The organism is Bradyrhizobium sp. 62B, from assembly GCF_030272265.2.
Taxonomy (GTDB): domain Bacteria; phylum Pseudomonadota; class Alphaproteobacteria; order Rhizobiales; family Xanthobacteraceae; genus Bradyrhizobium.
In genome coordinates this window covers 6,292,305-6,317,249 of the sequence record NZ_CP092841.2, presented here as the reverse complement: position 1 = coordinate 6,317,249, position 24,945 = coordinate 6,292,305, and the positions used below count along the sequence as shown (strand labels likewise).

Sequence of the window (24,945 nt, the reverse complement as noted above, 5' to 3'; positions counted from 1 at the left end):
GCGTTTCCTGTTGGCGGACGCACGCCTTATGCGGATCGCGTGTTGCAGTTTTGTGAAGCCGGGCCAAACGCCGCAGCGGCGATCTACTCCTTCACCGCGCCGGTCAGCGAAGACACGTAGTAATCCACGAACAGCGAGTAGAACACCGCGACCGGCAGCGATCCCAGCAGCGATCCCGCCATCAGCGCCCCCCACTGATAGACGTCGCCGGTAACGAGCTCGGTCAGGATCGCGACCGGCACGGTCTTGTTGGCGCCGCTCTGGATGAAGGCGAGCGCGTAAATGAACTCGTTCCAGGACAGCGTGAAGGAGAAGATGCCGGCCGAAATCAGCCCGGGCACCGCGAGTGGTAGCGTGATCCGCCGCAGGATCTGCAGGCGCGTCGCGCCGTCGACCAGCGCGCATTCCTCGAGCTCGTAGGGGATCGACTTGAAATAGCCGATCAGGAGCCAAGTGCAGAACGGCACCAGGAAGGTCGGGTAGACCAGGATCAGCGCCAGCGGCGAGTCGAACAGGCCGAACTGCACCACGACGGTGGCGAGCGGGATGAACAGGATCGACGGCGGCACGAGATAGGCGAGATAGATGCCGAGGCCGACATAGGGGCTGCCGCGGAAGCGCAGGCGTTCGATGGCATAGGCGGCGAGCGTCGAGGCGACCAGGGACAGCGTGGTCGAGCCGATCGCGACCAGCATCGTCGTCTTCAGCCAGCGCGGATAGGAGGTATCGAACAACAGATGCTTGATATGGGCGAGCGTCGGCGAGGAGATCCAGAACGGGTTGTGATCCCGGTAGTTCATCAGCTCCGCGTTCGGCTTGAACGAGGTGATCGCCATCCAGTAGAACGGAAACAGCAGGATCAGCACGAAGCAGCCGAGCGGCAGGTAGATCATCATCAGCCGCCGCAGCCCGGAATCCCAGGCCATGGTGTCGGGTGCGGCCTTGGCGTCCGCGACGCCGGTTTGCGCGACGGTATCAGTCATTGGCCTCTCCCTGCTGCCATTTGCGGCGCGCCAGGCCGAAATAAGAGAACAGCGTCGCGAACACCAGGAACGGGATCATCGACACCGCGATCGCCGCACCTTCGCCGAGCTCGCCGCCGGCGATGCCGCGCTGAAATGCGAGCGTCGCCAGCAGGTGGGTCGAGTTGACGGGCCCGCCGCGTGTGATGGCGTAGACCAGCTGGAAGTCGGTGAAGGTGAAGATGATCGAGAAGGTCATGACGATGGCGAGGATCGGCAACATCATCGGGAAGGTGATGTAGCGGAAGCGCTGCCAGGCGCTGGCGCCATCGAGCATCGCGGCCTCGTAGAGCGAGGGCGAGATGGTCTGCAGGCCCGCCAGCAGCGAGATCGCGACGAAGGGAATGCCGCGCCAGACGTTCGCCGCGATCAGCGAGAAGCGCGCCGGCCAGGGCGAGCCGAGGAAGTCGACATTGCTCGACCGCCAGTGCAGCACGTCGACGAGCAGATAGGAGATGATCGAGAACTGCGGATCGTAGATCCACCAGAACGCCAGCGCCGAGAGCACCGTCGGCACGATCCAGGGCAGGAGGATGATGGCACGTAAGAGGCTCTTGAACGGAAAATGGTTGTTGAGCAGCAGCGCGAGCCAGAAGCCGAGCGCGAACTTCCCGAAGGTCGCGATTCCCGTATAGACCACGCTGTAGAACACCGCGTTCCACCACAACGGATCGGTGAGCAGATACTGGAAGTTCTCGAAACCGACGAAGATGCCGCGCCGGCCGATCGTGGTGTCGGTGAAGGCGAGCCAGATGCCGAGGCCAAGTGGATAGGTGAGGAATACCGAGAGTAGCCCGATCGCGGGCGCGAGGCACATCACGATGAGGAACGGCTTGTAGTCGAACAATCGCACCAGCCAGGAGGGCTGTCGATGCGCCAGGGCGGGGGAGGAGAGTGTCGTCACGGACATCAGTGTGTTGTCCCGTCTTTGAAGATCACCACGGCCGTCATTGCGAGGAGCCCGTGACAAGATTGCGAAGCAATTTTGCACTGGTGCGACGAAGCAATCCGGACCATCTCCGCGGAGGGGACCTTGGATTGCTTCGCTGCGCTCGCAATGACGACGCTTTTATCCGGCGCTACTTCTGCCGCCGGAAGTACCGCTTGCAGCGCTGCTCGGCTTCGGCGGCCGCGGCCTCCGGCGTGGCCGCGCCGGTGGCGACAGACGCGCACATCTGGATCAGCACGTAGTCGGCGCTGACGGCGCCGGTCGCCGTCGAGATCGGCCCCTTGTAGCCGTCATAATAGGTGCTGTTCATCGTGTCCTTGAACAGCTTCACCTTGGGATCCTGCGACCACACGGCGGCCTCGGCATAGGCGGCCAGCGGCTGCGACCAGTAGCCGGAATTGGCGTTGAGCCACGGCTCGTACTGGTCCTTTTCCAGCATGTATTGCAGGAAGGCCTTGGCGGCGTTGGGGTAGGGACTGTGCTTGAACACCATGGCGTTCAGCGTCAGGCCGGCCATCGGAGAGACCTTGGCGAGGCCTTTGGGCAGCAGCTGGTGCTCGCTGTCCTCGGCGATTGCCTTGGTCGCCGGGTCGTTCTTCAGCGAGAAGTACAGCGAAACGCCGTTGGCGGTCAGCGAGATCTCCTGCGAGGAATAGGCGCGATTGTTACTGACGTCGTTCCACGATGGCGTGCCCGCGATGAAGGTGGGGTAGATCTCCTTGACCCAGTTCAGCGCGGCGATCGTCTCCTTGCTGTTGATGACGACATTGCCTTCCTCGTCGAGCAGGGACGCGTTGTGCGACCACAGCGCCCAGTTGGCGAAGCCGTTGCCGTCGCCCTTGGCATTGCCGAGTGCGAAGCCGGCCGGCTTGCCGGCCTTGTGCAGCTTGCGGCAGAGGTCGAGGATTCCGGCATGGTCTTCCGGCACCTTGTCAAAGCCGACCGATTGCAGGACCGACTTGCGGTAGATCAGGGGCCCCGCGGTGGCGCCGAACGGCAAGCCGATCCAGGCGTCGCTCTTGTTCTTCTTGCCATAGCGCTGCGCCAGCGGCAGCCAGCCGCCATAGCGCTTGCCAACATAGTCGGCGACGTCGGTCAGCTCGATCAGCTTGTCGACGTAGATGTGGGGAGCGTCGGAGAAGCCGATGATGATGTCGGGGCCCGCGCCGGAGTTCGAGGTGACCGCGGTCTGCTGGTTGATGTCCTCCCAGCCGACGAAGTCGACCTTGACCTCGACGCCGGTCTCCTTGGTGAACTTCGCCGCATTGGCGCGGAACACATCCTCGTCGGCCTGGACGAAACGCACCGGGCGCAGCATGCGCAAGGATGCGCCCTTCTCGATCTCGCGCTTGGGCGCCGCCACGTCGGCGGCCTTGATCGTGGATGTTTGCGCTGCAGCACCGGTGGCCGCGAGCGTTGCAGCGGATAGGCCCAGCGCCAAGGCATCACGACGTGTGATGTCGTTCCTCATCAGTACCTCCCTATGATGTTCCCCTCCCGGCGTTGATCGCCGGTGAAGGGTCGTTTCAGTCGTAGGCGCCTTTGCGCCGGCCGCCTAGCTGTTCGGCCCGCGATCCATGCTGACGGGTTGCCAGCGGCGGAGCGAGGTGGTCTGCAGCACCGACGGATTGACGCAGCTTACCGGCCACATGCCCTGCAGCACCAGTGACAATTCGTAGCCCACCCGGCGCTTGCGCGCCTCGTCAAACCGTGCCGAGGCAGAGGCGACGTGGGCCGTCAGCGTCACGTTCTCCATGCCGAGCAGGGGATTGTTGTGCGAGGGCGGCTCCTTTTCCAGCACGTCGAGGGCGGCGTGCGCGATCCAGCCCTCCTGCAGCGCCTTGATCAGGCTCTCCTCGTCCACAGTGGCGCCGCGCCCGGTGTTGATGAAGATCGAGCCTTTCTTCATCTGCCGAAAATGCTTCTCGGTCAGCATGTGATGCACCTCGGGCCTTGCCGGAGCATGCATCGAGACGAAGTCGGATTGCGACAGCACCTCGTTCAGCGTCGCCGGGATCACGCCGTGATCGTACATCAGCGTTTCCTGGATGAAGGGATCGTAGGCCATCATGCGCAGGCCGAACGGCGCCGCACGCTTCGCAACCGCACGCGCGACGCGGCCGAACGAGACGAAGCCGAGCGTCTGGCCCATCAATCTGGGAACCTTGAGCAGCGCCGGTCGGCCCTCGGCCCAGCGGCCATCGCGCACCATGCGGTCCTGCTCGACCAGGCGGCGGAAGCCGGCAAGCAGCAGCATCATGGCGTGGTCAGCAACTTCCTCGATGAAGGTGTCGGGGATGTTGGTCACCGGGATTCCACGGGCCGTGGCGGCCTTGACGTCGACGCTGTCGACGCCGACCGAGCCGAGCGTGATGACCTTGCAAGTCTCCAAGCTGTCGATGATCGACTTGGTGATGGGGATGCCCTTGGCATAGATGGCGTCGGCATTCTTCGCGGCGGCGATGAACCCGGCCTCGTCGGCGGGGGCCTCGACGATCTCGGCATCGATCGGATCGAGCGCTTCGCGCTCGTAGGAATAGTCGCTGCCAGCGACCGTGAAGCTCGCGCCCTTCGGCGTCACCACCCTGTATTTCGGCATTGTCTCACTCCCGATTTGGTTTGTCGGTTCTTGTTGTGACCCGTCTCCGCGGGCGGGCCTTTGCGTCTTTTACGCGAAATCGGTGTGATGACGTACAATTCCCGGTTGTCGGCCTGCAGATAAATCGCCGTTTTTCGCGGCTGCGTCCGGGCTTCTACGGAGGCACGTAAGTAACTTGCTAAGGGGTGTCCCACTAAAGGTTGATTCAAATCAAAGAGGTCTGCGGTGCGTCCGCACCATTCGAGGAGCCCACGGTGAAGTTGAGCAATCTGAAGATCGCCCCGAAGCTCGGCATCCTTGTCGGCGTCACCTTGTTTGGCCTTTGCATCTCCGGCGTCCTCGCCGGCTATTTGATGAAGCGCGAGATGGTGAATGCGCGCATCGAGCAGGCTAAGGCCATCGTCGAGATGGGACGCAATTACGCCGTGGCGCTGAAGAAGCGCGTCGATGCTGGCGAGATGACGAAGGACGCTGCTATGGCTGACCTTCGCCGCTACGGCAATGCGATGACCTATGACAAGGGCGCCGGCTACCTGTTCGGTACGTCCTACGACGGCATCACCCAGTTGGCGCCGGACCCCAAGCAGATCGGTACCAACCGCATGGAGGTCGTGACCAACGGCCGCAAGCTGTCCTGGGAGCTGATGAACGGCGCGAAAGCCAACGGTTCGATCCTGCTGACATACGAATACGCAAAGCCGGGTCAGGAAGGCTTGATCCGGAAGATGGGCTACGCGGTAGCCGTTCCCGAGCTCGAGATGTATCTCGGCACCGGCGCCTATCTCGATGACATCGACGCCAAGATGGGCCCGGTCTACTGGATGCTCGGCCTCGCCATGCTTGGCATCGTCATCGTCGCCGGCGGCGTCGCCTGGTTGATCGGCCGCGGCATCAGCCGTCCTTTGGCGCTGCTCGGCGCCCGCATGAAGGACCTCGCCGACGGCAAGCTCGATGGCGATATTCCTGGCGTCGGTCGTGGCGACGAGGTCGGCGCGATGGCAGCCACCGTCCAGATCTTCAAGGACAATGCCGTCCGCATCCGCGACCTCGAGAAGACCGAAGCCGATGCCAAGGAACGCGTCGCGGCGGAACGTCGCAGCGCGATGGAGGGGATCGCCAACGACTTCGAACGCAGCGTCAACGGAATCGTCCGCTCGGTCTCTTCGGCCGCGGCCGGCATGCAGACCACGGCGCAGTCGATGACCGCGACCGCCAGCGACGCCTCGTCGCGCGCGGCAACGGTCGGTGCGGCCTCGCAAAAGGCTTCCGGCAATGTCGGCACGGTCGCGGCGGCCGCCGAAGAGCTGTCGAGCTCGGTTGCGGAAATCTCCCGCCAGGTCACGCGCTCGACGGAAGTGGCGAGCCGCGCCGTCAGCGACGCCGAGCGCACCAATGCCACGGTGCAGGAGCTCTCCACCGGTGCCGAGAAGATCGGTGAGGTGGTCAAGCTGATCCACTCGATCGCGGCGCAGACCAATCTGCTCGCGCTCAACGCCACCATCGAGGCGGCCCGCGCTGGCGAGTCCGGCCGCGGCTTCGCCGTGGTCGCCTCCGAGGTCAAGGCGCTCGCCAACCAGACCGCCAAGGCCACCGAGGAAATCTCCGCCCAGGTTGCGGCGATGCAGACCTCGACCAGCGATGCGGTGGCGGCGATCGGCGGCATCACGCAGACGATCGCAGAGATGAGCGAGATCACGGCAGGCATTTCCGCCTCGATCGAGCAGCAGGGCGAGGCCACCCGCGAGATCGCCCGCAACATCCAGTCGGTCGCGGCCGGATCGAGCGAGATCAACGCTCATATCGGCAGCGTTACCTCGGCCGCGGAAGCGACCGGCACGGCGGCAGGCGATGTGCTGACCAACGCCCGCGAGCTGGACAACCAGTCCGGCGCGCTGCGCAGCGCCGTCGACAGCTTCCTCGCCAAGGTGCGCGCGGCGTAAGCCGGCGCTCGAGCGTTACCATCAACTACGACGTCATGCCCGGGCTTGTCCCGGGCATCCGCGTTCTTGGACACCGAACACGCCGTTGGACGTGGATGGCCGGGACAAGCCCGGCCATGACGGAGAATGCGGAGAGCGCAGCGCGCGCAAGCGCTCCTACTGCTTCTCGATCTTCGCGTTGGTGATCAGCTTCTCCCACAGCACCAACTGCTCGTTGACGAACTTGCCGAGATCTTCCGGCGTGCCGGAAAATGCGTCCATGCCGAGCGTGGCGAGCTGGGCCTTGATTTCCGGCTTCTCGACGATCTTCCTGATCTCGGCGTTGAGCCGCGTCACGATCTCCTTGGGCATGCCGGCCGGACCGAAATAGCCTTGCCACGAGGTGATGTCGAAATCGGGCACGCCGGCCTCTTGCATCGAGGGCAGGTGCGGCACCAGCGGCGAGCGCTCCTTGGTGGTGACGGCGAGCGCGCGCAGCGCGTTGCCGTTGACGTGCGGAAGGCCGGTCAGGATGTCGACGAACATCATCGAGACGCGGCCGCCCATGACGTCGTTGAGCGCCGGCGGCGAGCTCTTGTAGGGCACGTGCAAGAGGTCGAGCCCGGCATTGTGCGCAAAGGTCGCGCCCGACACGATCGCCGAGGATGATCCCGAGGCGTAGCTCAGCTTGCCCGGATTGGCCTTGCCATAGGCGACGAGCTCGCCGACGGTCTTGGCCGGCACCTCCGGATTGACGACCAGCATGAAGGGCAGGTCGCCCGTGCGCGCGATCGGCGTGAAGTCCTTGACGGGATCATATGTGAGGGTCTTGAGCAGATAGGGATTGGCCGAATGCGTGGTGTTGGTGGTCACCAGCAGCGTGTAGCCGTCGGGGGCGGCCTTCGCGACATAGCTTGCGGCGAGCATGCCGTTGGCGCCCGCCTTGTTCTCGATCACGATGCCGACGCTGAGCGCCTGCGACAGATGCTGCGAGATCAGCCGCGTCGTCGTGTCCGTGCCGCTGCCGGCCGCGAACGGCAAGACCAGCGTGATATTGCGGCTGGGATAATTGTCGGCTTGGGCAGCGGATGCGGCGGCAACACACAATGCGGCCGTGGCGACGGCGCGCAGGTTTCGAATCAGCCCTGAAATCATCTTGAGACGTTCCCTCTTTTTGGTTGGCGGGGAACCTATCTTGTCTGGACAGAAATCAAAAGGCGCGAGTTGACTCGGTCTCGTGTCCCGGACGCAGCGCAGCGCTTCTTCAGCGATGCGCTGCCCGACACCCGTCGTGTGTCCGCCGCGCGGAATTATTTCACGGCCGAACCCTGGCGCGAGGCGATCACGACGCCGGCGAGCACCAGCACGTAGCCGGTCAAGTGAAACGGCTGGAGTTTCTCGCCGAGCAGCAGGATCGCCATCGCCGAGCCGAACACCGGCACCAGATGGAAGAACGGGGCCGCCCGGTTCGGCCCGATCAGCGCCACCCCGCGGTTGAAGAAGAGGTAGGCCAGCGTCGACGGAAAGATCAGGATGTAGCCCAGCGTCGCCAGCGTCATCCCGTCGAGCTGCAGGACGCGGCCGCTTGCCGCCTCCCAGACCGCTGTCGGCAGCAGCATCGTCGCGCCACAGCAGGTGGTGAAGGACAGGAAGGACAGCTGATGGATCTTCGGCCGGCGCGGGATGAAGGCGGAGTAGATCCCGAACGCCACCAGCGAGGAGGCGAACATGATGTCGCCCCTGTTGAAGCTGATGCTCGCGAGCGCGGCGAGATCGCCGCGCAGGATGATGATCAGCACGCCGAGAAGCGAGATCGCGATGCCGGCGAATTGCGCACCTGTCAGCCGCACGCCGAACAGCACCAGCGACCACAGCGCCACGAACAGGGGACCTGCCGACTGGATCAGCAGGGCGTTCAGCGCCTCCGTATACTGCATCGCCCAGTACGAGATCGCGTTGTTGAAGGCGAAGCCGACCAGCGACAGGAACAGCATCAAGGGCAGGCTGCGCCGCAAGGCCGGCCAGTCCCGCTTCAGGTGCGGCCAGGCGAACGGCAGCAGGATCAGAAATACGCCGAACCAGCGGATCGTGGTCACCGTCAGCGGCGGCACATGCGCGCCGACATGACGTGCGAGCACGATGTTGCCCGCCCAGAACAGCGAGCTCAGGCTGAGCAGCAGATAAGGCTGGTTGTTGAGCCAACTGGCCGGATTGGTGGCCTTTGGCGCGGGCGAAACGATCGTCATTGGCGTTGGACGGGAGCTTGCGCCGGATTGGCGTTGGGGCACAAGTCACAGGGCCGCAATGCTACAATGCAGGCAAACCCCGAGGAGGTGCCATTGGCGGTTAATATGTTGAACGTCGAGGGCCTGGAGCAGCTCGATCCGCAGGCGCCGGTGGTGATGCTGAACCTGATGCGTTTCCACGCGCGCTCGCGCGACGGTGACGGGTCCGGCTGGGACGCCTATTTGCGCTACAGCGCCGTCACGGTGCCGATGATCAAGGCCCGCGGCGGCACCTTGCTCTGGACCGGCGAGGCCAAGGCTGTCGCGCTAGGACCGCACGCGGGCCATGACTGGGATTTCGTCGCGCTGGTCTATTACCCGTCCGTTGCGGCCTTTCTCGACATGATGACGTCGCAAGCCTACGAGCGTGAAGCCGATCCGCATCGCGTCAACGGCTGCGCCGAGCACGTCATCATCGCGACGCGCGAGGCCTACAGCAAGTTCAGCGCCGGCTGACCCCGCCCGGCTCGCGGCCTTGATCTTGATCAATGGTCCGTCACCGCTTGCCAGCAAGGAATCGGGGTCGGCCTCCCGCGCGCCATCGGAGAATCCCATGCATCGTCTTGCCCTGGTCAGTCTGTCCGCCCTTGTCCTGTCGTGCGCCGCGGGGACCACCCCGGCCCATGCGGCGCGCTATTGCCTACAGGGGGATCAATGGGGCTATCCGGGAAATTGCAGCTTCAATACTTATGAGCAGTGCCGGGTCACGGCGTCCGGCACGCGTGCCTCCTGCGGCATCAATCCGAAATACGCGCACAGAAAAAAGGTCTAGTATTGAGGCGTCAGCTCGCCTGCTTCCGTGACGCCACGAACACGCCCGACAGCACCAGCGCAAATCCGACGAAGTGAAACACCTGCGGGTGTTCGCCCAGGAACGCCATCGCCATGATCGAGCCGAACACCGGCACGACGTGGAAGAACGGCGCGGCGCGGTTGGCGCCGATCAGGCGCACGCCGCGATTGAAGCACAGATAGGCGAGCGTCGAAGGGAACACCGCGACGTAGAACAGCGTCAGGAGGTTCGGCCCGTCGAGCTTCATCACGGGACGCGCGGACAATTCCCATATCTCCAGCGGAATGAGGCAGGCCGCGCCGACCCCGAAGGTGAAGGCGAGGAACGACAGGCCATGCATTGGCGGCCGCTTCAGGGTCAGCACCGAGTAGAGCGCGAAGATGACGAGCGCGACGATGAAGATGAGGTCGCCCTTGTTGAATTCGATGTTCGACAGCGTGGTGAAATCGCCATGCAGCAGGATCGTGAGCACGCCGCACATCGACAGCAGCACGCCGAACGCCTGCCCCGCGGTGAGGCGGATGCCGAGGATGGCCAGCGACCACAGCGCCACGACCAGGGGCGCAGCTGATTGCAGCAACAGCGTGTTGAGGGCCTGGGTATGCTCCAGCGCCCAATATTGCAGCGTGTTGAAGGCGCCGATGCCGGTGATCGAGAGCGTGACCATCAGGCCGAGCTTGCTGCGGATCGCGGGCCAGTCTTGGGCGAGATGCTTCCAGGCGAACGGCAGCACCAGCAGGAAGGCGAAGAACCAGCGCAGGAACGATAGGGTGACCGGCGGGATGTGGCCGGCGGCGAGCCGCCCGACGATGGCGTTGCCGGCCCAGCACAGTGCAGTGATGCTCAGCAGCAGGTATGGCTGGTTGGTGATCCAGCTCGGACCGGATGTTTCCGCGCTCGTGGTCTGACCGGTGGCGGACATTGTGATTGATATGGCCCCGCGTGCACCGGGGCTTCCGGCCCGGCGGGATCCGGGCCGGCTGATCGGCCGGCGATACCCAAAGACACGGAAATCGGGGCTGCATCAACGGGGGGCGGACGCATCGCGACCATGCAGCGGGTCAAATCGGTCTCACGCTTTGGTCGAAGCCTGCCGAGCCGCCCTGGAACGTTTCTGGATTTTCCGGGGATATCAAAGGCTTAAACTGCCTCTTGAGCCCCGAAAAACCCCCGTTCTTGCTTGCCTAGAGCGGCCGCTTCCTTTATCCGGTTGGCTGCCTTGCGTGCGAACGGCTTCCCGGCCGTCAGCTGGGCTGGCGCATCTAAAATCTTCGAAGGATTACCCGCGAATGGCCAATGTTGTCGTCGTCGGCGCCCAGTGGGGCGACGAGGGGAAGGGCAAGATCGTCGACTGGTTGTCGGAGCAGGCGGACATCGTCGTCCGCTTCCAAGGCGGTCATAACGCCGGCCATACGCTGGTGATCAACGGCAAGACTTACAAGCTTGCGCTGCTGCCCTCCGGCGTGCTGCGCGAAGGCAAGCTGTCGGTGATCGGCAATGGCGTGGTGTTCGATCCCGCCGCCTTCCTCGACGAGGTCACCAAGTTGCGCTCGCAGGGCGTCGCGGTCTCTCCGGACAATCTGCGCGTGGCGGAGAACGTCACCCTGATCCTGCCGCTGCACCGCGAGCTCGATGCGCACCGCGAATCCGCCAATGCGGCGACGGCGATCGGCACCACCCGCCGCGGCATCGGCCCGGCCTATGAGGACAAGGTCGGCCGCCGCGCCATCCGCCTGATGGACCTCGCCGACCTCGACACGCTCCCGCACAAGATCGACCGGCTGCTGGCCCACCACAATGCGCTGCGCCGCGGCCTCAACCTGCCGGAGTTCGACGGCAAGGATATCCTGAAGGAACTGACCGGGCTGGCGCCTCAGCTTCTTCCTTATGCCGAGACCGTGTGGCGGCTGCTCGACATCAAGCGCCGCGAAGGCAAGCGCATGCTGTTCGAGGGCGCGCAAGGCGCGCTGCTCGACGTCGACCACGGCACCTATCCGTACGTCACCTCGTCCAACACGGTGGCGGCGCAGGCCGCGACCGGTGCCGGCCTCGGGCCGGGCGCGGTCGGCTACGTGCTCGGCCTGTGCAAGGCCTACACGACCCGCGTCGGCCAGGGCCCGTTCCCGACCGAGCAGGACAATGAGACCGGCCGCAAGATCGGCGAGCGTGGCCGAGAGTTCGGCACCAACACCGGCCGTCCCCGCCGCTGCGGGTGGTTCGACGCGGTGCTGGTCCGCCAGGCCGTCCGGACTTGCGGCATCAACGGGCTGGCGCTCACAAAACTCGACATCCTCGACGGCTTCGACACGATCGAGGTTTGCACCGGCTATAAGCTCGACGGCAAGGAGATCGACCATTTCCCGGCCGGCGAGGGCGCCCAGGCCCGGGTCGAGCCGATCTACGAGACCATCGAGGGCTGGAAGGAGCCGACCGCCAGTGCGCGGTCCTGGGCCGACCTGCCGGCCCAGGCCATCAAATATGTCCGGCGGATCGAGGAATTGGTGGGGTGCCCGGTCGCATTGCTTTCCACCAGCCCCGAACGCGAGGATACTATCCTGGTGCAAAACCCGTTTGAGGCTTAACGATCTCTTACTAGGACGCGGGTATAGTTGAGTTGAAATGGCTGATTACTATCCGCTGATCGCCCGCGCTATTGCCGCCCTGGACCCCAACGCTCCCGGCGAGAGCCGTCGCGCGCTTTATGAGCGGGCGCGCACGGCCCTGATCGCGCAGTTGCGCAGCGTGCAGCCGCCGCTCTCCGAATCCGAGATCACCCGCGAGAGGTTGTCGCTGGAGGAGGCCGTCCGCAAGGTCGAATCGGAGGCGGCCCAGCGCGCCCGCGAGGCCTCGCGCCCCGGTGGCGGCGGGCGCAGCGGCGGCAGCGGCGATGCGTTTCGCCGCGCCAGTACAAGAGCCACCGAAGGCAATGCGGCTGCAGCCGCGCCGTCCCAACCGCGGGCGCGTCCGGCTCCGCCGCCGCCACGGGCCGACCGTCCGTCCTTCAATGTCGACGACCAGGGCGATACCCAGCGTCCGCCGCGCGCGCCCCGCTTTGACGCTTCGCGCCAACCGGCACCGTCTGCGCCGCCACCGATGCCGGAGCCGCCGGCGGCCGGACGCGATCGCGCCGGTGGGCGCCGTCCTCCTGATATGGGACCTCCGCCATCGCTGCCGCCGGCACCGGGCGTGCGCGGCTTCCGTGACATCACGGCCGATGCCAATGATCTCGGCGGCGCGGCCGCGCAGGCCAGCCGCGCCGCGCGCCGTACCTACGCCAACGTGCCTTCGCCCTCGCCGGAATTCGACCGGCTCGAGCCGAGCCTGGAAAACCGCGCCGGCGAGCAGGACGCACCCTATTCCTACGACGAGTCGGTCGAGGAGGCGGAGCGCTACGCGCCGCAACCGCCTTCGCCGCGTCCGCGCATCGCGCCCGAGCGCGACGCCAAGAAGCGCGTGCGCACCGGCTCCGCCTTCCCGTTCAAGAGCGCGATCGCCGTCGGCATCGTGCTGATCCTGGTCGGTGCTGGCATCCTCTGGGGCAAGCCGCTGCTCCAGATCGCGACCAACCTGATCAAGTCCTCGCCGACCCAGGTGGTGGAGGCGCCGAACAATCCCGCGCAGCCGCAGAGCAAGCCGAAGATCCCCGATCGGGTCGGTCAGCCTTCGGCCAGCGACCAGCCGGTCGCGCCGGTGGCGCAGAAGGTCGTGCTCTACGACGAGGATCCGTCCGATCCGAAGGGCAAGCAATATGTCGGCTCGGTGGTGTGGCGGCTGGAGCCGATCAAGGCCTCGGGCGCCCAGAAGGCCGACGTCGCCGTGCGCGCCGACATCGAGATTCCCGATCGCAAGTTCAAGATGACGATGTCGTTCCGCCGTAACACCGATTCCTCGCTGCCGGCGAGCCACACGGCGGAGCTGACCTTCATCCTGCCGCCGGACTTTCCGGGCGGCAGCGTCTCCAACGTGCCGGGCATCCTGATGAAGTCGAACGAGCAGGCGCGCGGCACGCCGCTCGCAGGCCTCGCGGTGAAGGTGACCGACGGCTTCTTCCTGGTCGGCCTGTCCAACGTCGATGCCGACCGCGCCCGCAACGTCCAGCTCCTGAAGGAGCGCTCGTGGTTCGACGTGCCGCTGGTCTACGCCAACCAGCGCCGCGCCATCATCGCCATCGAGAAGGGCGCCCCCGGCGAGCGCGCCTTCAACGACGCCTTCGCGCAGTGGGGCGATTAGGTCAGGTGCGCAATTGCGCACCTGAGAATCCATTTCCACGAATACCGTGCAGCACGATGGATTCCGGGCTCGACGCTGACGCGTCGCCCCGGAATGACGAGTGCAGCTACTGCGCCGCCGCTTCCCGCTTGCGCGATGCGGTGCCGGCAGCCGCTTCGCGGTCCATCACGGCGCGGCAGCCGGGGCTGACCTGCGCCTTGTTCCGCACCATGCAGGCTCTGACCCGCGGGATATCAGGGATTTCACTGGAGCACAGCCGCATCGCATCGCCCGTGCACATCTGCTGCGCTTCGGACGAAAAGGCGAGGCCGGGTGAGGTCTGGAGCGCGATGGCGGTGGTTGCGACGGCCAACAGCGAAGCGGTGGTCTTCAACAGCGAAGCGATGGTCTGAGTGCGTGTCATGCAGAATGGGTCCCCGATATCCCTGGGCTTGAGCCACTTGGTTTTTGGGGCGCCGCACGCGACTTGATTTGCCGCATGTCACAGCCTTCACGCCGGGAACTCTGGTCCCGCATGTGGTCGCTCGATCTCTTGATTGTTCGAATCGAAAAGTGCTGCGCCGCCCGAGCGAAGTATGCGCCATTGCCGCGCGACCGCAATGGTCGGCATGAATGAAATTGCAGTTGTTGCGTGAACGTCACGCAGAAGGCGTGCGCGCGCGATCGGATCAGCCGATGGGAGGACGCGCCGCTTGTTCCACGTCGCTCTCACCAAGCGCGGCAGCGTGTTCCTCGACGGCGGTGACGCCTTTGGCGGTGAGCTCGAACAGGTCACCGTCCTTCATCACATAGCCATCGGCGATCAATTGCCCCATCTTGCCTTGCCGGTCGTCGGCGAAGGCAACGGACTGGCTGATGTCCCGCAGGATCGAGAGCTGTTCGTCGCGCAACATGGCTTCACTCTCCGTTCGCCGGGGACTGGGGTCCTCACATGCCGTGGCTCTGAAAGACCTTGCTGCACGACTTCGACAGCTTGGCCCGGTTGGCCTGCAGGCAGCCCTGCACCGCGCCGTCATTGCCGAGGTCCTTGCGACAGAAGCGCGATGCGTCCCGCGAGCAGGCCTGCTGCTCCTGCGGCGAGCCCATGTGGCCTTGCGCGAGAGCAGATGCGTTCGGCAGGCCGCTCAGGGCCGCCAGCGTGATTGTCGCCAGTAGAAATTTGCGGGCCATCGGCGGCTCCAGTCTGCCAGGGATGATTCAGGTCCTGTCTGAACTCGTCGCCTTGTCACTTGTTCCCCCAAAGGCAGAGCCCGCCCCGCTATTCAAGGTTCCCGTGGCGCTGCTATAATCACGGGACAAGTGTGAGGGTTTGATGAAACGTTATCTGGTGTTTGCGCTGGTCGGCCCGTTCGTCGGCGGGTTCCTGCTGCTGCTGACGACGACGTATCAGTCCGGCTATTGGGCCCAGACCAGTCTCGGCGAGGTCGGCAAGCTGTTCGCGGTGTTCTTCAAGACCCTGCAATACAGCTACCTGTTCGGCGTCCTGCCCTCGCTGATGATCGGCGCGGTCGACGACATCCTGGTCCATATCAGGCGGATCGGCCCGGGCTTGCGGATGCTGCTGGTCGGCCTGTTCGCGTTCGTGCTGGCCTCGCTCACCTACAGCTCGCGCGGGCCGGATTCGGGTGCGGTGCAGTTCATCCTGTACGGCCTCGTCGGGTTTGTACCGGCGGTGATTTCGTCCTGGCTCGTGCATAGATACATCAAGGAGCCGCAGGCGGTGGCGGCGCCGACCTGAGCGCGCGACGTTCGGGCGCGGCGCAGCAACTTCCGCCGCGCCGGTGCGTTCTTGAAGGCCATGACCATGTCCGACGACGATATCATCGCTCCGCGCAGGTCCCGTTCAGGGAGCGGTTCGCATGCGACCTCAGGCAAGGCCGCGCGCGGCCCGATCATCGACCAGGAGGGCCATGAGATCCGCCCCGAAACGCTTGAGCAGGGATTTCGCGAGTTTCGCTTCGATCTCGGGCAAGGCAATCCATTCGGCAATCTGACGCGCGAGCAACGGATCGCGCGGCTTGAGGCGATTGCAAAGCTGCTCGACGTCGCCTTCATCCTGCCCGGCACCAACATCCGCTACGGCATCGATGGCCTGATCGGTCTGATCCCCGTGGTCGGCGACATCATCACCACGGCGATCTCGCTGTGGCTGGTGCGCGAGGCCCGCGCGCTGGGCGCGCCCTGGTACCTCACCGCGCGCATGCTCGGCAACGTCGCGCTCGATGGCGTGGTCGGCATGGTGCCGTTCGCGGGCGACGCTTTCGACGTCATGTTCCGCGCCAACATGCGCAACGTGCGTCTGCTCCGCCGCTGGCTCGACAAGCAGCCGCGGATTTAAGAGCGTCGTTCTCCGCAATCGAACATGCCCGAATGGTCGGCATGCCCGGGCTTGTCCCTGGCCATGACGGCTGCGGAAACGCCGCGTTCAAAAACGCAAAAAGCGCGACAACCTTTCGGCCGTCGCGCCTTCTGCGCACATCGGAGGCTTGCGAAAACTTACGCCGCGTCGGCGTCGGTCTCTGCCGTCTGCGCCGGCTTGGGGCGGCGGGGCAGCGGGAAGGCTTCGCTCTCATAGAGCGAGCGGATGCCGTTCTGGTCGAAGCGCGCTTCCTCGACCTGGAGATAGGCGCCGTTCAGCGAATCCGTCGGCAACTGCTCCATCGCGAACTGCACGGCTTCGGCCGCGGTGCCGAACCGGCGATAGGTGAAGCCCGCACGCTTCTTCTTGCGGATCGCGGCGGGGAAGAGTTCGGCGGAGGTGTTGAAGTTGAACGGACGCAGTGGACGCATGGTCAAAGACCTCGTGATCTTCTCTGGGGCTTTAAGCGCGTGGGGTTTGGGAGGGCAGGGCCGCAATCGAGCGGGCCCGCCGCACATGCCATTTTCGCCCTCTAATATAGGCCGTTTTGACAAAAATGCGACCCCTGCGATGGGAGATGATGAATCCACGCATGGCAGCCCCGCAGCCGCAATAAATGTAGCAATTTCAATATTTTATATGATTTACAATTTTCCAAGAAGCAGCAGGACGACCAGCACCACGAGCACGACGCCCCCGATCCCCATGCCGGAATGGCCGAGGCCATAGCCATAACCGCCCATGCGGCCGGACAGGCCCCCGAGCAGATAAATGATCACCAGGATGATTAGGATGGTTCCGAGCATGGCTTCCTCCCTGGCGGCCGCCAAGATGCGATGATCGGCCGCACCGCCAGAGAAGAAAAGCACATCGGGCGGTCGGGTTCCATGAAGGAACCCGACTGCACAGGCCGATTATTTCGGCTCCAGCTTCAGCGCCGCCGAATTGATGCAGTAGCGCAGGCCGGTGGGCCCCGGGCCGTCGGGGAAGACATGGCCGAGATGGCCGCTGCATTTGGAGCAGAGCACCTCAGTGCGGATCATGCCGTGGCTGGCATCCCGCTCCTCGTCGATATGGCTCTCGACGGCAGGCGCGGTGAAACTCGGCCAGCCGCAGCCGGAATCGAACTTGGCGTCTGACTCGAACAGCACATTGCCGCAACCGGCGCAGACATAGGTGCCGGCGCGGTGGTCGTGCTCATATTCGCCCGAGAAGGGACGCTCGGTCGCCTTCTCGCGCAGCACCGCATACTGCATCGGCGACAATTCGCGCCGCCACTGCTCTTCGCTCTTGATGACCTTGTCGTCGGTGGTCTTCGTCTTGGTGTCGGGCATGGGTCTCCCGTTCTTGAAGTGATCTTGCGATCAGTTGGTGGCCTTGCTGGTACTGACCAGCGTCGGTTTTTCAATGTAGTTATCCGCGAACAGCTTTTTCAGGTTCTCGACCTTGGGCAGGTCGTTATAGGCGATGTAGGGCTGGTTCGGGTGCAGGGTCAGATAGTCCTGGTGGTAGGCCTCCGCCGGGTAGAACGCCTCCAGCGCGCCGACCTTGGTCACGATCGGCTTGCTGAAGACCTTGGCGCCGTTGAGCTGGGCGATATAGGCCTCCGCCACCTTCTTCTGCTCGTCCGAGGTGGTGAAGACGGCCGAGCGATATTGCGGGCCGACGTCGGGACCCTGGCGGTTGAGCTGGGTCGGGTCGTGCACCACCGAGAAGTAGATCTGGAGGATCTTGCCGTAGGAGATCTTCTTCGGGTCGTACTTGATCTCGACCGATTCGGCATGGCCGGTCCGGCCGCTCGAGACGGTCTGGTAGTCGGCGGTGGCCTTGGTGCCGCCGGCATAGCCGGAGACCGCGTTGACGACGCCTGCGGTGTGCTGGAAGACGCCCTGCACGCCCCAGAAGCAGCCGCCAGCGACCACGGCGGTCTGGATCCCGCTCGCGGGGGCTGCATCCATGGCGGGGGCGGGAATCACGACCGCCTCCTCGGCGGCCCGGGACGGCGCCGCAAAGGTGAGCGAGAGGGCGGTGGTTGCGGCCAGCAGGGAGGCGAGGGCAGGTCGGCGCATGGCGGATCCTCTTTCGGAAGGTCTGACAGTCTAGGACGCTCGGGGCCGGACGAACAGTTGTCCGGCCCCTTTCGCATCATCCGAGGTACGGACGCAGCCGCCGATTGTTACGACGGGACGGACACGACTCCGTGACGTGAGCCGCGCGGGGGGGGGGCCAGCGCGACCTTGGCGAGGCCGGGAACTCCGCGTTAGATGAACCCGGGCGATCGATCATCGACTCAAGAAGACTTTGCTGGCTGGAGCAGGCCTGACACCATGCTGCGCGTCGTTTCCCTGACCCTCGTCCTCCTGGCCGCCGGCGTGCCGGGCGCGGCGGCCGACCCGCAGGCCGACGACCTCACCATCTGCCGTGACCGCCAGGCGGAAGCCCAGGCCCGCGCGAGCGCCTGCGAAAATCTGCTGAAGGCCGACAAGGTCAGTGGCAAGGACAAGGCGATCGCTCTCTCCGTGCGCGGCACCACGCAGCTCAACAAGCGCGACTACGACCACGCGATCGAGACCCTGTCCATCGCGCTCGATCTCGACCCGGACTACGTCATCGCCCTCAACCTGCGCGGCCTCGCTTATGAGCGCAAGGGCCAGGACGACCTCGCCATGGCGGACTACAACCTCGCGCTTCAGAAGCGCCCGGCCTATGGCGTTCCCTACAACAACCGCGGCGTCATTCACGCACGCCGCGGCGCGCTGCAAAGCGCGATCGACGATTTCAGCCTGTCGATCAAATACACGCCGAAATTCCTGCTGGCCTGGACCAACCGCGCCCGCGCGCGGACGCTGCTCAAGGATTTCGACGGCGCGATCGCCGACTTCGCCGAGGCCGAGAAGATCGACCCGGCCGCCCCGCAAATCGCCGGCAACCGCTGCGTCACCTACGGCATGATGAGGCAGTTCGATCAGGCCTTTGCCGACTGCAACCGCCTGATCGAGAAGCAGCCGACGAACGTGTTCGTGATCAACAATCGCGCCGATGTCAGCATGATGAAGGGCGACTTCGATGCCGCCCTGAAGGACTACAACGCGGCCCTCCAGATCAACCCGAACAATGTGCGCGCCCATTCCGGCCGCGGCCAGATCTACGAGCGCCGGAAGGACCTGGCGCAAGCCCGCGCCGACTATCGCGCCGCGGCCTATTCGCTGACGAAGTTCGACGACACCGAAGTTGCGCGCGCCCGCGCCATCGCGCAGGAGCGGCTCGCCGCGCTGACGCCGGGGAGCGCACCCACCGGCCGCCGCGTCGCGCTGGTGATCGGCAACGGCGCCTACAAGAACGTCCATGCTTTGCCCAATCCGCCGCGCGATTCCAAGCTGATCGCGAGCGTGCTGCGCGACGTCGGCTTCCAGACAGTGATGTCCGTCAGTGACCTCACCCGCGACAAGTTCTTCGACGCGTTGAAGGCCTTCGCGGAGGAAGCGGAGAAGGCCGACTGGGCCGTGGTCTATTACGCCGGCCACGGCTTCGAGATCGGCGGGGTGAACTATCTCGTTCCCGTCGACGCCAAGCTTGCCGCCGACAAGGACGCCGAGGCGCAGGCGGTCGCCCTCGAACAGGTCATCGCCGCGGTCGGCGCCGCGCGAAAGATGCGCCTGGTGGTTCTCGACGCCTGCCGCGACAATCCGTTCGCGCCGACCATGCAGCGCACGCTGTCGCTGAAGCTGGTCGACAAGGGCTTTTCCAACATCGAGCCCGGTGCCGGCTTCATGGTTGTCTACGCCGCCAAGCACGGCGAGACCGCGATGGACGGCGACGGTGCCGCCAACAGCCCGTTCGCCACCGCGCTGGCCCGCGAGATCAAGCAGCCCCGCGTCGAGATCAGAAAGCTGTTCGACATCATCCGCGACGACGTCTGGGCCGCGACCAAGCACGAGCAGCAGCCCTTCACCTACGGCTCGCCGCCGGGACGCGAGGATTTTTACTTCGTGGCGGGGAAATGACGCAGTGGCTTTACACCACGATACTCAATCGTTTCGCCGCCCGCGTGATGCCCGTGTATAGCCACCGCGCCCGCGAATCCTGGAACGCAAAGCTCTCGTCGAACAGCACGACGTCGTCCCATTGCGAGCCCTGCGACTTGTGCACGGTGAGCACGTAGCCGTAGTCGAACTCGTCGTACGGCTTGCGCTGCTCCCAGGCGATCTGCTCGATGCCGCCCTCGAAGCAATCGGCGCGCACCGAGACCTTGGTCACCTTGTGGCCGAAATCCTCGTCCGGCGACAGCCGCATCGAGAGAATGCGGGACTTCGAGCGCGAGGTGTTGCGCGACTTCACCCGCCACAGACCGCCGTTGAACAGGCCCTTCTTGCGGTTGTTGCGCAGGCACACCAGCTTGTCGCCGGCGACCGGAAAGGCGTCCTCGATGTTCTGGCGCTGCCGCACCCGCATGTTGTAGGCGCGGCGGGTGTTGTTGCGGCCGACCAGGACCTGGTCCGCACCCATGACCCGGTCAGGATCGAGCTCCTTGCGCGAGACCACCTCGCTTTCGCCGTAGCGGCCGATGTCGAGCTCGCGGCCTTCGCGGACGTCCATCGACATCCGCACGATCGGATCGTCCTGCGCCTGGCGGTGCACCTCGGTCAGCATCGCATCGGGTTCGGTGTTGGTGAAGAAGCCGCCGCCCTGGATCGGCGGCAGCTGCGCGGGATCGCCCAGAACCAGCAGCGGGCAGTCGAACGACATCAGGTCGCGCCCCAATTCGGCGTCGACCATCGAGCATTCGTCGATCACGATCAGCTTCGCCTTCGAAGCCGGCGCGTCGTCCCACAGCTCGAAGCTCGGCTGCTCCTCGCCGGATTCGCGGGCGCGATAGATCAGCGAGTGGATGGTGGAGGCGTCGTCGCAGCCCTTGTTGCGCATGACGAGGGCGGCCTTGCCGGTGAAGGCAGCGAATTTCACCTCGCCATCGACGCCTTCCGCGATGTGCCGGGCCAGCGTCGTCTTGCCGGTCCCGGCGAAGCCGAACAGGCGGAACACCGGCGGCGTGCCGTTACGGCCGGGCTTGGCCTTGAGCCAGTCGCCGACGGCCTTGAGCGCGGCATCTTGATGCGGGGTGAAGCTTGGCATTGTTGTCTTGAGAAAGGGGCGACGCGCGGCGATTCGCCGCTCTCCAAGGTAACCATTCGACCCGTCCTTTCAAGGCGGATGCGGCCCCGAGAATCGAGGCCGGCAGCGCTTTCTGGTCGTGCCTTCTCGGCGCGTGAACCGGCTTCGTCGGCTCAAACATGAAAGCCGGGTAAACGCCCTGATCGATTGGCGCAATTTCACACCGCAATGGACGCGCGGGTTAATCGTTCGTTGCGCGCAATGACGATGCGCCCTTGATCTAGCGCAATGCGATCTGGACAGCACGAACCTATGGTCCGCAGCGGTGACAATGGCGTCGACCGAGGTGTGCCCGATGGGGCGCATTCTCCTGGAAAATTCCTGAACACGGGGCTGCCCGTGGGGATTCGGATATGCCGAGACCAATGTCACGACGCTCGCTGTTTTCTGCCGTTCTGCCGTTCGCATCCGGCCGCGACGCACTTGCGCCGCAGCTGGAAGAGACGCGCCCCGAACAGGTGGCGACGGTCTCCAGCGCGAGCGCCTGCGTCGAAAGACATGGCGTGGTCTGTCGCCGTTGCGTCGAAGCCTGTGAGCATTCCGCCATCCGCATTCTCGCGCGCGAGAAGCTGGGCGCGGTGATCGATGCTGCGGCCTGCACCGGCTGCGGCGACTGCATCCCGGTCTGCCCGGTCGAAGCCATCGCGCTCGCGCCGCGGGACCGCATCGCGCTCGTATCCGAACTTGCAAACCTGGTCGTGCACAATGGCTGAAGCCACCAACATCTGCGGTGTTGCCGTCTATCTCGCACCGAATGCGGAGCGCGATCTGACGGACCGGATCCTGGCGCTGCCCGGCGTCGAGCTGGAGGCTGCATCCGGCGAAAGCCGGCTCGCGCTGACCGTGATCGACACGCCGGCCTCGCTGGCGATCGACCAGATCGCCGCCATGCATCGCCTGCCCGGCGTCGTCAGTGCCTCGCTGATCTTTCACGCATTCGATACGGCCGATGACGAGAGCGCCGTCGAGACCGAGCCGTCCGCGTGCTGCGGCGGCGCCTGCCAGAATTCCGGCGCGCATGCGCGCGCTTCCGCAATTTGAGATTCGTTGAGCCGGAGAGACCGACGATGGTTACGAAACTGACGAACGGAAATGAAGCCACGGCGACGCGCCGCGATGCGCTGAAGGCAGCTGCAGCGGTTGCTGCCGCCTCGACGATCGGGGTCACGCTGCCGCAAGCGGCGACCGCCCAGCCGGGCAAGACCGACGGCATCCGCTGGGACAAGGGCGTGTGCCGCTTCTGCGGCACCGGCTGCGGCGTGATCGTCGGCACCAAGAGCGGCAAGGTCGTGGCGACGCAGGGCGATCCCGATGCGCCGGTCAATCGCGGCCTCAACTGCATCAAGGGCTACTTCCTGTCCAAGATCATGTACGGCGAGGATCGGCTCACCCAGCCGATGCTGCGCATGAAGAACGGCAAGTTCGACAAGAACGGCGACTTTACCCCGATCTCCTGGGACGCGGCCTTCACGCTCATGGCCGAGAAGTGGAAGACGGCGTTGAAGGCGGGCGGTCCGTCGACCGTCGGAATGTTCGGCTCGGGCCAGTGGACGATCTGGGAAGGCTATGCCGCCGCCAAGCTTTACAAGGCCGGCTTCCGCAGCAACAACCTCGATCCGAACGCGCGTCACTGCATGGCCTCGGCCGTCACCGGCTTCATGCGCACCTTCGGCATCGACGAGCCGATGGGCTGCTATGACGATATCGAGCATGCCGATGCGTTCGTGCTCTGGGGCTCGAACATGGCGGAGATGCATCCGATCCTGTGGTCGCGCCTCACCGACCGCCGGCTGACGCATGAAGGCTGCGAGGTCCACGTCCTCTCGACCTTCGAGCACCGCTCGTTCGAGCTCGCCGACAATCCGCTCGTGTTCACGCCGCAGAGCGACATGGCGATCCTCAACTACATCCAGAACTACATCGTCAATTCCGGCGCGGTGAACAAGGACTTCGTCGAGAAGCACGTCGAGTTCGCATCTACCGTGACCGACATTGGCTACGGGCTGCGTCCGACCCACGCGCTCGAGGTGAAGGCGGTCAACGCCTCGCACAAGGCCGGCAAGGACGGTGCGCTCGATCCGGCCGGCTTCAAGGACAAGATCGGGTTCGAGGAGTACAAGAGGCTGCTCGAGCCCTATACGCTCGACTACGCCCACAAGATGTCGGGCGTTCCAAAGGAGAATCTCGAGCGGCTCGCAAAACTCTACGCCGATCCCAAGAAGAAGGTCATCTCCTACTGGACGATGGGCTTCAACCAGCATGCGCGCGGCACGTGGGTCAACAACATGATCTACAACGTGCACTTGCTGGTCGGTAAGATTTCCGAGCCCGGCAACGGCCCGTTCTCGCTGACCGGCCAGCCATCGGCCTGTGGCACCGCGCGCGAGGTCGGCACCTTCGCGCATCGCCTGCCCGCCGACCTGGTCGTCACCAACCCGAAGCACCGCGAGACGGCCGAGAAGGTGTGGCAGCTTCCCGAGGGCACCATCCCGGGCAACATCGGCTACCACGCCGTGCTGCAGAACCGGATGCTGAAGGACGGCAAGCTGAACGCCTATTGGGTTCAGTGCAACAACAACATGCAGACGGCCCCGAACATGAATGAGGAGGGCTATCCCGGTTATCGCAATCCGGCGGCCTTCGTCGTCGTTTCCGATCCCTATCCGACCGTGACCACGCTGGCCGCGGACCTCATCCTGCCGACGGCGATGTGGATGGAGAAGGAGGGCGCCTATGGCAATGCCGAGCGGCGCACCCAGTTCTGGCGCCAGCAGGTGAAGGCGCCGGGCGAGGCGCGCTCGGATCTCTGGCAGGTGATGGAGTTCTCCAAGTACTTCAAGATCGAGGAGGTCTGGCCGGAGGAATTGATCGCCAAGAAACCGGAAGTGCGCGGCAAGACGCTGTTCGACGTGCTCTATGCCAACAGCGAGGTGAACAAGTTTCCGATCACCGAATGCCAAAAGGGCTTCGAGAATTCGGAGAGCGGTGCATTCGGCTTTTACGTGCAGAAGGGCCTGTTCGAGGAATACGCGAAGTTCGGCCGTGGCCACGGCCACGATCTCGCGGATTTCGAGCAATATCACCAGGCGCGCGGCCTGCGCTGGCCCGTCGTCAACAACAAGGAGACGCTGTGGCGCTTCCGCGAGGGCTATGATCCCTACGTCAAGCCGGGCGAAGGCGTGTCGTTCTACGGCAAGCCGGACAAGAAGGCGCGTATCATCTTCTGCCCGTTCGAGCCGGCGGCCGAAACGCCCGACAAGGAGTTCGATCTGTGGCTGTGCACCGGCCGCGTGCTGGAGCACTGGCATTCCGGCTCCATGACGCGCCGCGTGCCCGAGCTGCACCGTGCCGTGCCGGCCGCGACGCTGTTCATGCATCCGGATGACGCGGCCGAGCGCAAGCTGCTGCGCGGCCAGCCGGTCAAGATCCAGACGCGCCGCGGCGAAGTGGTCACGCGGGTCGAGACCAAGGGACGCAACAAGCCGCCGCGTGGCCTCGTCTACTTCCCGTTCTTCGACGAAAGCCAGCTCGCAAACCAGCTCACGCTCGATGCGACCTGCCCGATCTCGAAGGAGACCGACTTCAAGAAGTGCGCCTGCCGCGTGACGTCAGCCTAAACC

At 64.8% G+C, this 24,945-nt stretch carries 26 protein-coding genes; 11 read left to right on the top strand and 15 right to left on the bottom strand.

Translation table 11 applies throughout. The features are described from left to right. Positions 1 to 83: 83 nt before the first annotated feature. From ML401_RS30290 to ML401_RS30275, 4 genes are all read right to left on the bottom strand, one after another. Positions 84 to 983, bottom strand: coding sequence for a carbohydrate ABC transporter permease (locus ML401_RS30290; RefSeq protein ID WP_212067358.1), 900 nt, complete (start codon positions 981 to 983; stop codon positions 84 to 86). Next, entirely contained in the window at positions 976 to 1,932 is a 957-nt protein-coding gene (locus ML401_RS30285; protein ID WP_259216444.1) for a carbohydrate ABC transporter permease, read from the bottom strand. The genes ML401_RS30290 and ML401_RS30285 overlap by 8 nt, the downstream gene beginning before the upstream one ends. Positions 1,933 to 2,101: 169 nt before the next feature. After that, positions 2,102 to 3,442: an ABC transporter substrate-binding protein gene (locus ML401_RS30280; protein ID WP_259216445.1), complete on the bottom strand. Its 1,341-nt coding sequence runs from the start codon at positions 3,440 to 3,442 to the stop codon at positions 2,102 to 2,104. Between the two features lie 84 nt (positions 3,443 to 3,526). Further along, positions 3,527 to 4,570, bottom strand: coding sequence for a C-terminal binding protein (locus ML401_RS30275; protein ID WP_194404268.1), 1,044 nt, complete (start codon positions 4,568 to 4,570; stop codon positions 3,527 to 3,529). A 254-nt stretch (positions 4,571 to 4,824) separates the two neighbouring features. On the opposite strand from ML401_RS30275, the gene ML401_RS30270 reads away from it, so the two are divergent. Further along, positions 4,825 to 6,510, top strand: a complete 1,686-nt coding sequence (locus ML401_RS30270) for a methyl-accepting chemotaxis protein (RefSeq protein ID WP_211416021.1) — start codon at positions 4,825 to 4,827, stop codon at positions 6,508 to 6,510. A gap of 156 nt (positions 6,511 to 6,666) precedes the next feature. Here ML401_RS30270 and ML401_RS30265 read toward each other — a convergent pair whose 3' ends face one another. Both ML401_RS30265 and ML401_RS30260 read right to left on the bottom strand, forming a co-directional pair. Continuing rightward, a complete protein-coding gene (locus ML401_RS30265) occupies positions 6,667 to 7,644 on the bottom strand; it encodes a tripartite tricarboxylate transporter substrate binding protein (RefSeq protein ID WP_259216461.1) in 978 nt (325 codons plus the stop codon). A gap of 155 nt (positions 7,645 to 7,799) precedes the next feature. Continuing rightward, positions 7,800 to 8,735 (bottom strand): DMT family transporter, encoded by a 936-nt coding sequence (locus ML401_RS30260; protein WP_259216462.1) that lies wholly within the window; start codon positions 8,733 to 8,735, stop codon positions 7,800 to 7,802. A 105-nt stretch (positions 8,736 to 8,840) separates the two neighbouring features. Here ML401_RS30260 and ML401_RS30255 point away from each other — a divergent pair, with 105 nt between their 5' ends. Further along, complete coding sequence (locus tag ML401_RS30255; protein WP_211416600.1) at positions 8,841 to 9,230, top strand: DUF1330 domain-containing protein; 390 nt, start codon at positions 8,841 to 8,843, stop codon at positions 9,228 to 9,230. Between the two features lie 97 nt (positions 9,231 to 9,327). Beyond that, positions 9,328 to 9,546: a DUF3551 domain-containing protein gene (locus ML401_RS30250; protein ID WP_211416023.1), complete on the top strand. Its 219-nt coding sequence runs from the start codon at positions 9,328 to 9,330 to the stop codon at positions 9,544 to 9,546. A gap of 10 nt (positions 9,547 to 9,556) precedes the next feature. On the opposite strand, the gene ML401_RS30245 is transcribed toward ML401_RS30250, so the two are convergent. Continuing rightward, positions 9,557 to 10,489, bottom strand: coding sequence for a DMT family transporter (locus ML401_RS30245; RefSeq protein WP_194404264.1), 933 nt, complete (start codon positions 10,487 to 10,489; stop codon positions 9,557 to 9,559). Between the two features lie 367 nt (positions 10,490 to 10,856). Between ML401_RS30245 and ML401_RS30240 the strand changes: the two genes are divergently transcribed. Both ML401_RS30240 and ML401_RS30235 read left to right on the top strand, forming a co-directional pair. Further along, positions 10,857 to 12,149 carry an adenylosuccinate synthase gene (locus ML401_RS30240; protein ID WP_194404263.1) on the top strand — a complete coding sequence of 431 codons (1,293 nt, stop codon included), beginning with the start codon at positions 10,857 to 10,859 and terminating at the stop codon, positions 12,147 to 12,149. Positions 12,150 to 12,186: 37 nt separating this feature from the next. After that, the gene (locus tag ML401_RS30235; protein WP_259216463.1) at positions 12,187 to 13,797 is read left to right on the top strand and encodes a hypothetical protein; all 1,611 of its coding nucleotides are present in this window, start codon (positions 12,187 to 12,189) and stop codon (positions 13,795 to 13,797) included. A gap of 106 nt (positions 13,798 to 13,903) precedes the next feature. Here the strand turns inward: ML401_RS30235 and ML401_RS30230 are convergent, their stop codons facing one another. The 3 genes from ML401_RS30230 to ML401_RS30220 form a co-directional block, all read right to left on the bottom strand. After that, positions 13,904 to 14,200, bottom strand: coding sequence for a hypothetical protein (locus ML401_RS30230; RefSeq protein ID WP_249131858.1), 297 nt, complete (start codon positions 14,198 to 14,200; stop codon positions 13,904 to 13,906). A 265-nt stretch (positions 14,201 to 14,465) separates the two neighbouring features. Then, complete coding sequence (locus ML401_RS30225; RefSeq protein WP_285807898.1) at positions 14,466 to 14,690, bottom strand: hypothetical protein; 225 nt, start codon at positions 14,688 to 14,690, stop codon at positions 14,466 to 14,468. Positions 14,691 to 14,724: 34 nt separating this feature from the next. Then, complete coding sequence (locus tag ML401_RS30220) at positions 14,725 to 14,967, bottom strand: hypothetical protein (protein WP_194404260.1); 243 nt, start codon at positions 14,965 to 14,967, stop codon at positions 14,725 to 14,727. A gap of 142 nt (positions 14,968 to 15,109) precedes the next feature. Here ML401_RS30220 and ML401_RS30215 point away from each other — a divergent pair, with 142 nt between their 5' ends. Both ML401_RS30215 and ML401_RS30210 read left to right on the top strand, forming a co-directional pair. After that, positions 15,110 to 15,535 carry a DUF5413 family protein gene (locus tag ML401_RS30215; RefSeq protein ID WP_194404259.1) on the top strand — a complete coding sequence of 142 codons (426 nt, stop codon included), beginning with the start codon at positions 15,110 to 15,112 and terminating at the stop codon, positions 15,533 to 15,535. Positions 15,536 to 15,595: 60 nt separating this feature from the next. Next, positions 15,596 to 16,135, top strand: a complete 540-nt coding sequence (locus ML401_RS30210) for a DUF4112 domain-containing protein (protein WP_194404258.1) — start codon at positions 15,596 to 15,598, stop codon at positions 16,133 to 16,135. A 158-nt stretch (positions 16,136 to 16,293) separates the two neighbouring features. On the opposite strand, the gene ML401_RS30205 is transcribed toward ML401_RS30210, so the two are convergent. The 4 genes from ML401_RS30205 to msrA form a co-directional block, all read right to left on the bottom strand. Continuing rightward, positions 16,294 to 16,587, bottom strand: coding sequence for a hypothetical protein (locus ML401_RS30205; RefSeq protein ID WP_194404257.1), 294 nt, complete (start codon positions 16,585 to 16,587; stop codon positions 16,294 to 16,296). 213 nt (positions 16,588 to 16,800) lie between these two features. Continuing rightward, the gene (locus tag ML401_RS30200; RefSeq protein WP_194404256.1) at positions 16,801 to 16,962 is read right to left on the bottom strand and encodes a DUF3309 family protein; all 162 of its coding nucleotides are present in this window, start codon (positions 16,960 to 16,962) and stop codon (positions 16,801 to 16,803) included. A gap of 108 nt (positions 16,963 to 17,070) precedes the next feature. After that, positions 17,071 to 17,490, bottom strand: a complete 420-nt coding sequence (gene msrB, locus ML401_RS30195) for a peptide-methionine (R)-S-oxide reductase MsrB (RefSeq protein ID WP_194404255.1) — start codon at positions 17,488 to 17,490, stop codon at positions 17,071 to 17,073. Between the two features lie 30 nt (positions 17,491 to 17,520). Further along, positions 17,521 to 18,225 carry a peptide-methionine (S)-S-oxide reductase MsrA gene (gene msrA / locus ML401_RS30190; protein WP_259216466.1) on the bottom strand — a complete coding sequence of 235 codons (705 nt, stop codon included), beginning with the start codon at positions 18,223 to 18,225 and terminating at the stop codon, positions 17,521 to 17,523. Positions 18,226 to 18,483: 258 nt separating this feature from the next. On the opposite strand from msrA, the gene ML401_RS30185 reads away from it, so the two are divergent. Continuing rightward, the gene (locus tag ML401_RS30185) at positions 18,484 to 20,160 is read left to right on the top strand and encodes a caspase family protein (RefSeq protein ID WP_285807897.1); all 1,677 of its coding nucleotides are present in this window, start codon (positions 18,484 to 18,486) and stop codon (positions 20,158 to 20,160) included. Positions 20,161 to 20,170: 10 nt separating this feature from the next. Here ML401_RS30185 and ML401_RS30180 read toward each other — a convergent pair whose 3' ends face one another. After that, positions 20,171 to 21,286 (bottom strand): ATP-dependent RecD-like DNA helicase, encoded by a 1,116-nt coding sequence (locus tag ML401_RS30180; protein WP_212067350.1) that lies wholly within the window; start codon positions 21,284 to 21,286, stop codon positions 20,171 to 20,173. 404 nt (positions 21,287 to 21,690) lie between these two features. On the opposite strand from ML401_RS30180, the gene ML401_RS30175 reads away from it, so the two are divergent. Genes ML401_RS30175 through napA form a run of 3 tightly spaced genes read left to right on the top strand, consistent with a single transcriptional unit; the run spans position 21,691 to position 24,942 of the window. Beyond that, positions 21,691 to 22,038 carry a 4Fe-4S dicluster domain-containing protein gene (locus ML401_RS30175; RefSeq protein ID WP_194404251.1) on the top strand — a complete coding sequence of 116 codons (348 nt, stop codon included), beginning with the start codon at positions 21,691 to 21,693 and terminating at the stop codon, positions 22,036 to 22,038. After that, positions 22,031 to 22,366 carry a chaperone NapD gene (locus ML401_RS30170; protein ID WP_259216473.1) on the top strand — a complete coding sequence of 112 codons (336 nt, stop codon included), beginning with the start codon at positions 22,031 to 22,033 and terminating at the stop codon, positions 22,364 to 22,366. The genes ML401_RS30175 and ML401_RS30170 overlap by 8 nt, the downstream gene beginning before the upstream one ends. A gap of 26 nt (positions 22,367 to 22,392) precedes the next feature. Further along, complete coding sequence (gene napA, locus ML401_RS30165; protein WP_285807896.1) at positions 22,393 to 24,942, top strand: nitrate reductase catalytic subunit NapA; 2,550 nt, start codon at positions 22,393 to 22,395, stop codon at positions 24,940 to 24,942. The last annotated feature ends 3 nt before the right edge of the window (positions 24,943 to 24,945 follow it).

What these genes read in the sequence shown, in the direction of transcription:
- ML401_RS30235 (WP_259216463.1), top strand. Translation starts at nt 12,187, where the DNA reads ATGGCTGATTACTATCCGCTGATCGCCCGCGCTATTGCCGCCCTGGAC.
- ML401_RS30250 (WP_211416023.1), top strand. Translation starts at nt 9,328, where the DNA reads ATGCATCGTCTTGCCCTGGTCAGTCTGTCCGCCCTTGTCCTGTCGTGC.
- ML401_RS30205 (WP_194404257.1), bottom strand. Translation starts at nt 16,587, where the DNA reads ATGCGTCCACTGCGTCCGTTCAACTTCAACACCTCCGCCGAACTCTTC.
- ML401_RS30200 (WP_194404256.1), bottom strand. Translation starts at nt 16,962, where the DNA reads ATGCTCGGAACCATCCTAATCATCCTGGTGATCATTTATCTGCTCGGG.
- ML401_RS30275 (WP_194404268.1), bottom strand. Translation starts at nt 4,570, where the DNA reads ATGCCGAAATACAGGGTGGTGACGCCGAAGGGCGCGAGCTTCACGGTC.
- ML401_RS30180 (WP_212067350.1), bottom strand. Translation starts at nt 21,286, where the DNA reads ATGCCAAGCTTCACCCCGCATCAAGATGCCGCGCTCAAGGCCGTCGGC.
- ML401_RS30185 (WP_285807897.1), top strand. Translation starts at nt 18,484, where the DNA reads ATGCTGCGCGTCGTTTCCCTGACCCTCGTCCTCCTGGCCGCCGGCGTG.
- ML401_RS30240 (WP_194404263.1), top strand. Translation starts at nt 10,857, where the DNA reads ATGGCCAATGTTGTCGTCGTCGGCGCCCAGTGGGGCGACGAGGGGAAG.
- ML401_RS30285 (WP_259216444.1), bottom strand. Translation starts at nt 1,932, where the DNA reads ATGTCCGTGACGACACTCTCCTCCCCCGCCCTGGCGCATCGACAGCCC.
- ML401_RS30260 (WP_259216462.1), bottom strand. Translation starts at nt 8,735, where the DNA reads ATGACGATCGTTTCGCCCGCGCCAAAGGCCACCAATCCGGCCAGTTGG.
- ML401_RS30245 (WP_194404264.1), bottom strand. Translation starts at nt 10,489, where the DNA reads ATGTCCGCCACCGGTCAGACCACGAGCGCGGAAACATCCGGTCCGAGC.
- napA (WP_285807896.1), top strand. Translation starts at nt 22,393, where the DNA reads ATGGTTACGAAACTGACGAACGGAAATGAAGCCACGGCGACGCGCCGC.
- msrA (WP_259216466.1), bottom strand. Translation starts at nt 18,225, where the DNA reads ATGCGCCGACCTGCCCTCGCCTCCCTGCTGGCCGCAACCACCGCCCTC.
- ML401_RS30220 (WP_194404260.1), bottom strand. Translation starts at nt 14,967, where the DNA reads ATGGCCCGCAAATTTCTACTGGCGACAATCACGCTGGCGGCCCTGAGC.
- ML401_RS30280 (WP_259216445.1), bottom strand. Translation starts at nt 3,442, where the DNA reads ATGAGGAACGACATCACACGTCGTGATGCCTTGGCGCTGGGCCTATCC.
- ML401_RS30210 (WP_194404258.1), top strand. Translation starts at nt 15,596, where the DNA reads ATGACCATGTCCGACGACGATATCATCGCTCCGCGCAGGTCCCGTTCA.
- ML401_RS30255 (WP_211416600.1), top strand. Translation starts at nt 8,841, where the DNA reads ATGTTGAACGTCGAGGGCCTGGAGCAGCTCGATCCGCAGGCGCCGGTG.
- ML401_RS30170 (WP_259216473.1), top strand. Translation starts at nt 22,031, where the DNA reads ATGGCTGAAGCCACCAACATCTGCGGTGTTGCCGTCTATCTCGCACCG.
- ML401_RS30215 (WP_194404259.1), top strand. Translation starts at nt 15,110, where the DNA reads ATGAAACGTTATCTGGTGTTTGCGCTGGTCGGCCCGTTCGTCGGCGGG.
- msrB (WP_194404255.1), bottom strand. Translation starts at nt 17,490, where the DNA reads ATGCCCGACACCAAGACGAAGACCACCGACGACAAGGTCATCAAGAGC.
- ML401_RS30175 (WP_194404251.1), top strand. Translation starts at nt 21,691, where the DNA reads ATGTCACGACGCTCGCTGTTTTCTGCCGTTCTGCCGTTCGCATCCGGC.
- ML401_RS30225 (WP_285807898.1), bottom strand. Translation starts at nt 14,690, where the DNA reads ATGTTGCGCGACGAACAGCTCTCGATCCTGCGGGACATCAGCCAGTCC.
- ML401_RS30290 (WP_212067358.1), bottom strand. Translation starts at nt 983, where the DNA reads ATGACTGATACCGTCGCGCAAACCGGCGTCGCGGACGCCAAGGCCGCA.
- ML401_RS30230 (WP_249131858.1), bottom strand. Translation starts at nt 14,200, where the DNA reads ATGACACGCACTCAGACCATCGCTTCGCTGTTGAAGACCACCGCTTCG.
- ML401_RS30265 (WP_259216461.1), bottom strand. Translation starts at nt 7,644, where the DNA reads ATGATTTCAGGGCTGATTCGAAACCTGCGCGCCGTCGCCACGGCCGCA.